The 5491-nt window shown below is 61.7% G+C and carries 7 protein-coding genes and 1 pseudogene; 3 read left to right on the top strand and 5 right to left on the bottom strand.

From position 1 onward, the window contains the following. Together AC1D1P_RS13085 and rsmI are read right to left on the bottom strand one after the other, a co-directional pair. A partial coding sequence (locus AC1D1P_RS13085; protein ID WP_477673283.1) for a multidrug effflux MFS transporter occupies positions 1 to 954 on the bottom strand: 954 nt, incomplete at its 3' end. Beyond that, the gene (gene rsmI, locus AC1D1P_RS13090; protein ID WP_477668936.1) at positions 951 to 1799 is read right to left on the bottom strand and encodes a 16S rRNA (cytidine(1402)-2'-O)-methyltransferase; all 849 of its coding nucleotides are present in this window, start codon (positions 1797 to 1799) and stop codon (positions 951 to 953) included. The genes rsmI and AC1D1P_RS13085, both read right to left, overlap by 4 nt. 50 nt (positions 1800 to 1849) lie before the next feature. On the opposite strand from rsmI, the gene AC1D1P_RS13095 reads away from it, so the two are divergent. From AC1D1P_RS13095 to AC1D1P_RS13105, 3 genes are all read left to right on the top strand, one after another. Continuing rightward, positions 1850 to 2305, top strand: a complete 456-nt coding sequence (locus AC1D1P_RS13095) for a YraN family protein (protein WP_477668832.1) — start codon at positions 1850 to 1852, stop codon at positions 2303 to 2305. A 95-nt stretch (positions 2306 to 2400) separates the two neighbouring features. Next, positions 2401 to 3000: a phosphoheptose isomerase gene (locus AC1D1P_RS13100; RefSeq protein WP_477673284.1), complete on the top strand. Its 600-nt coding sequence runs from the start codon at positions 2401 to 2403 to the stop codon at positions 2998 to 3000. Beyond that, positions 2997 to 3656 (top strand): BON domain-containing protein, encoded by a 660-nt coding sequence (locus AC1D1P_RS13105; protein WP_477668831.1) that lies wholly within the window; start codon positions 2997 to 2999, stop codon positions 3654 to 3656. Before AC1D1P_RS13100 ends, AC1D1P_RS13105 begins: the two co-directional genes overlap by 4 nt. Before the next feature lie 81 nt (positions 3657 to 3737). Here AC1D1P_RS13105 and AC1D1P_RS13110 read toward each other — a convergent pair whose 3' ends face one another. The 3 genes and pseudogenes from AC1D1P_RS13110 to AC1D1P_RS13120 all read right to left on the bottom strand — a co-directional run. After that, complete coding sequence (locus AC1D1P_RS13110) at positions 3738 to 4640, bottom strand: NAD(P)-dependent oxidoreductase (RefSeq protein WP_477673285.1); 903 nt, start codon at positions 4638 to 4640, stop codon at positions 3738 to 3740. 170 nt (positions 4641 to 4810) lie between these two features. After that, entirely contained in the window at positions 4811 to 5191 is a 381-nt protein-coding gene (locus AC1D1P_RS13115; RefSeq protein WP_477673286.1) for a tautomerase family protein, read from the bottom strand. Between the two features lie 83 nt (positions 5192 to 5274). Then, positions 5275 to 5491: pseudogene (locus AC1D1P_RS13120) on the bottom strand (4-oxalocrotonate tautomerase); the annotation flags it as partial.

Consider the following 5491-nt stretch of genomic DNA (forward strand, 5'->3'; position numbering starts at 1 on the left):
CGGAAAGAGGGACCACGAAGCATGCGGGGCGAACAGCATGTTGGCAATCAGGTTAAGCACCGAGGTGACCAGCATGATGACAAAGCCGTGCCGTATTTGCTGCTTGGGGGCGATTTTTCCTGCCAGGCGGCCGCTCAGCCACGCGCCGGACATGATGCCGGAGATTGTCAGGATGAAAAACCAGAAAAATTCGGTAGGCTGCAGTGCCAGGTGTTCCCCCAAAAAAGCGGGCGCTGACAGCACATACAAAAACATGCCGTTGAATGGCACGCCGCTGGCCAGCGCCAGCAATAAAAAGCGGGGGCTGGAACCCAACTGCCAGTAGCCCCGCATCAGATGCCTGACTTCAAACGGCTGGCGTTCCAGCGGCGGAAGTGTCTCGGGCAAGAACCGGAAGTTGGTAGCCCACAGGATCACACCCACTCCCGTCAGAAACCAGAAGATGCTGTGCCAGCCCAGATGCACAAAAAGCCAGCCGCCGACGATGGGCGCAAGGGCTGGGGCCACTCCGAAATAGATGGTGACCTGGCTCATGACCTGTTGGGCCTGAGCCGGCGGGTACATGTCGCGTATGACGGCGCGCGACACCACAATGCCCGCACCTGTCGACAAGCCCTGCATGGCCCGGAAAAAAACCAGCTGCCCGATGCTTTGCGAAAGCGCGCAACCGGCCGACGCCAGAGTGAATAGCGCGATTCCCCACAACACCACCGGCCGACGGCCAAAACTGTCGGCCAGCGCACCGTGAAACAAGTTCATGAAAGCAAAACCGAACAGGTAGGCCGACAGCGTCTGTTGCATTTCTACCGGTGATGCTCCCAGCGACTGCGCCATGCCGGAAAAGGCGGGAATGTAGGTGTCGATGGAAAACGGACCGAGCATCCCGAGCACAGCCAACAAGGCGGCAAGCGCCCAGCGTGGTGCGTGCCAGAGTTCGTCGGCGTTGGGGTTCATTCTTTTTTCAGCTTGAGTGCGGTGTCATAGAGCTCGTTACGTCCCACGCCGGTGATTTCTGCCGCGACTTTTACAGCAGTCTTGAGCGGCAACTCCGCCAGCAACAACTGCAGCACCCGTGTGCCATCTTCGGGGTTATCCGCAGCGGCGCAAGGATGCAGTACCAGTGCAAATTCACCGCGCGTACGCTGGGCGCCAGCGGCCAGCCAGCCGGAAAAATCCTGCGCCGGCACGGTCGCAATTTCCTCAAATTGCTTGGTCAGCTCACGGCCAACGGTGACCAGGCGGCCTTGCAGCACCGCCAGTGCTTTCGCAAGCGCCTCGATGCGGTGTGGCGCCTCCAGAATCACGATGGCCCGGGCATCGGTTTGCAGCTGCTGGATGGCCTGGTCGCGTTCACCGGCCTTGCTCGGCAGGAAACCGGCGAATACGAACCCGGTGTCACCGCCCGGGCTGCTCAGCCCGGCCACGCTGAGCACCGCAGTGACGCTGCTGGCACCCGGCAGGGGCATGATGGCCAGTCCAGCGGCACGAACGGCGGCGACCAGGCGGGCGCCGGGATCGCTCACGGCCGGCGTGCCGGCGTCGCTGATATAGGCCACGCGCTCACCCCGCTGCAGGCGTTCGATCACCAGACCTGCGGCCTCAGCTTCATTGTGTTCGTGCACCGCCAGCAGGGGTTTGTCGATGCCGTACTGCCGCAGCAGGGGTTGAGAATGCCGCTTGTCTTCGCAGGCTATGGCGTCTACCAGCTGCAGTACTTGCAGGGCGCGCAGGCTGATGTCGGCCAGGTTCCCGATCGGGGTCGCCACCACATAGAGCGCACTTTCCGGATAATGCTGCATGCCTGCTGCGGCGCGTGCCGCATTCAGTGCCAGGTCGAAGGAAGCGTTCAATGTGGTTTTCCAGAAAACAGGTTGCCGGGACGGCGTCAAAAGCGACGGCCCTTCAGGCCCCAGCCTCGCCTGGGCAGGTTACCACCAAGTCGAGGGGTGATGCTGCGGAAGCTGCCGCGCGCGCCTACCTCGCCAAGGCCGGACTGGTGTTGGTCGATACCAATTATCGGACGCCGGGCCGCGGCGGCGGCGAGATCGACCTGGTCATGCGCGCACCTGACGGTACTCTGGTGTTTGTGGAAGTGCGCCAGCGCACGGGCGTCTCGCACGGCGGCGCCGGCGCCAGCATCAGCCCGGCCAAGCAACAGCGAATCATCTTTGCCGCGAGGCACTATCTCATGCGTTTCGCCAGCCCACCGCCTTGTCGATTCGACGTGGTCCTGGTCAACGGGCCGCAGGACGACGGGGCGGCCCCTGACATTGAATGGCTGCCCGGGGCTTTCGACGCGTCCTGAACGCCGGGAATGGCGGAATTTGTAACCATCCATTGCCAGCCTGCGCAAACCCCTCCGGGACCGGCGGAGCAGTCCGACCCGCTATCATTGACCCCATGCTTGAACAACGTATCGAACAGCAGTTCATTGACAGTGCCGACCTGAAATACCAGGCGGCACAGGTCCTGTCCAAACCGATTGCGGCCGCCGTGCAGGCCATCCTGGCCAGCGTCACCAGTGGCGGCAAAGTCCTGGCCTGCGGCAATGGTGGCTCGGCAGCGGATGCCCAGCACTTCGCTGCGGAGTTTGTGGGGCSCTATGAGCGCGAGCGGCCGGAGCTGGGTGCGATTGCGCTGACGACCGACAGCTCCATCCTCACCGCCATTGCCAACGACTACGACTTCACGGTCATCTTCTCGAAGCAAGTGCGTGCCCTGGGCGGCGCCGGCGACGTATTGCTGGCCATCAGCACCAGCGGCAATTCGGCCAATGTGCTGGCCGCCATCGAAGCCGCCCATGAGCGCGAGATGACCGTGGTGGCGCTGACGGGGCGCGGGGGCGGCAAGATGACCCATGCCCTGCGCGAAACCGATGTGCATATCTGCGTGCCGCATGAGCGGACCGCGCGTATCCAGGAAGTGCACCTTCTTGTCCTCCATTGCATTTGCGATGGTGTGGACACCCAGTTACTTGGCGATCAGGAGACCTCTGTATGACATATGCCCCGTTGAAACGACTCACTCTGGCCGTTGGTACGTCGGTCTTGCTTGGCAGTGCCCTGACAGCCTGCTTTCCTTTGGTGGTAGGTGGCATGGCCGGGGGGGCGCTTGTTGCCACCGACCGCCGCACGTCGGGTGCGCAGCTGGAAGACGAGGGCATTGAATTGCGGGCGGCCAGCCGGATTCGCAGCAACGTGGGCGACCGTGTGCATGTCAACTTGACCAGCTACAACCGCCAGGTGTTGCTGACGGGTGAAGTGCCCAGCGCGCAAGACAAGCAGCTGGTCGAGCAGATCGTTTCGCGTGTGGAGAATGTGACCTCGGTGGTCAATGAACTGGCCGTGATGGGCAACGCCACCCTGACACAGCGCTCGTCCGACACCCTCGTCACCGGCCGTGTCAAGGCGATGCTGGTGGATGCCCGTGACCTGTCGTTGAACGCCTTCAAGGTGGTGACCGAGCGTGGTACGACCTACCTGATGGGGCGTGTTACACAGCGCGAGGCGGATCGCGCCACCGAAGTGGTCCGCTCCACTCCGGGTGTGCAAAAAGTCATCCGCATGTTTGAAATCATCAGCGAGGAAGAGCTGGCACGCATGCTGCCGTCAAAACCCGTCGAGCCACCCGCAGGCGCCAAACCCGCCGGGAGTTGACGTTAGTTAGGGGCGGGCAGTGCTGGCCTCGGCAGCATTGCCGCTCTGCTTTCCACCCGATTTTTCCGGTTGGCCCAGTTTCTATTTCAGGCGCTTGATCAGGCTCGATGTGTCCCAGCGCTGGCCGCCCATGGCTTGTACGTCGGCATAAAACTGGTCGACCAGGGCCGTCACAGGCAGGCGCGCACCGTTGCGCTTGGCTTCGTCCAGTACCAGGCCCAGGTCCTTGCGCATCCAGTCCACGGCAAACCCGAAGTCAAACTTGTCGGCCACCATGGTTTTGCCGCGGTTGTCGAGCTGCCAGCTTTGCGCTGCGCCCTTGCCAATCACGTCCAGGACCTGGTTGACATCCAGACCGGCCTTCTGGCCAAACGCCACCGCTTCGCTCAGGCCCTGTACCAGGCCAGCAATGCAAATCTGGTTGACCATCTTGGTAAGTTGCCCCGCGCCGCTTGGGCCCATCAGCGTGAAGGCTTTTGAAAAAGCCATGCCCACTGGTTTCACGGCCTCAAATGCTGCGGCGTCTCCGCCGCACATCACTGTGAGCGCGCCATTTTGCGCACCAGCCTGGCCACCCGAGACGGGTGCATCTATGAAGTGCAGGTCGATCTTGGAGGCCGCGGCGGAGAGTTCACGCGCCACATCGGCCGAGGCCGTGGTGTGGTCCACGAAGATGGCGCCCGGTTTCATGCCGGCCAGCGCTCCATCGTTACCCAGTACCACGCTGCGCAGGTCGGMATCATTGCCCACGCAACAGAAAATGACGTCTGCGCCTGCAGCCGCCTCGCGCGGTGTGGCGGCTGCACGGCCCTTGAACTCGCTCGTCCAGGAGGCAGCCTTGGCGGCGCTGCGGTTGTAGACCGTGACGTCGTGGCCCGCCAGCGCCAGGTGCCCGGCCATCGGGAAGCCCATGACACCGAGGCCCAGGAAGGCGACAGTACGTGAATCGGAAGTTTCGTAGGTTTTGGGGTGAATTGATGACACAGTTAAATCTCTTGAGGCCCGTCGGGCAAGGGGGTTTTGCAGCAATGATTATGGCTTGATTGCGCGCTTTGCCCAGTGAACCTCCCTGTTTTCCCATGAAGGAGCAGCTTCACATTCATGGCGCATCTCAGCGCGTTGGGGGGTGTGCAAAACAGGCTGTCCTGCCCCTTTTAACTGAATTGCATCATGYCGTTTCCAAAAGACCAGTTCTCACGCGACGTCTCAACCAGATTGATGATGACGTCGGCCGGACTAAAGCTGCAATTCGACGAGATTTGTTTTCCGATTTCCGAGAAGAGCGCCTTCTTCATGTCCAGCGATCGGCCGGGGGCGCAGAATATTTGAATAAAAACCACGTGGGCGGAGTGCGTGACCCCAAGGAATTCTTCGGAGCAAATGAGCTGGCGCGGTGCATGACGCGTGAGCGTCTGGAAGCGATCCGGCCCCGGCACATTGAAAGTGTCTACCAGGGCTTGATGCACAAGGCCCGACACGGCCGAAAGCTCTTCGTCCGGCGTGGTGTCAGGAAGGTCAATTCGTACGAGAGGCATGAAGTTTCCTGTGGGTTTAATCGGTTGGTGTGCTGTGCGGAGAGACGGAGGTGAATGGGGGCAGGGTGAGTTCCCGCGCTTGCCTAGCCCGCGGCAGCTCCAATGGCCATTCCCAGGTCGGCGTTGGTATAGGCTTTGCCGGCAATTCCCCAGGCGCCCTCCACCGCATAGGTCACGTTGACGAAGGTGCGCGCTCTCGGGTGTTTTCCCGCCTTGAGCTCGTCAATGATGTCTGTTGCCGCCTTGACGAAGTTGTCTTTCACCGACTGATCGGGGAAGGTGACAGAAGGGACCTTAACC

The sequence above is a fragment of the Polaromonas sp. P1_E1_2 genome, from assembly GCF_056406035.1.

Coding starts and splice junctions, on each gene's coding strand:
- rsmI (WP_477668936.1), bottom strand. CDS start 1,799: ATGCAGCATTATCCGGAAAGTGCGCTCTATGTGGTGGCGACCCCGATC.
- AC1D1P_RS13095 (WP_477668832.1), top strand. CDS start 1,850: ATGTGGTTTTCCAGAAAACAGGTTGCCGGGACGGCGTCAAAAGCGACG.
- AC1D1P_RS13105 (WP_477668831.1), top strand. CDS start 2,997: ATGACATATGCCCCGTTGAAACGACTCACTCTGGCCGTTGGTACGTCG.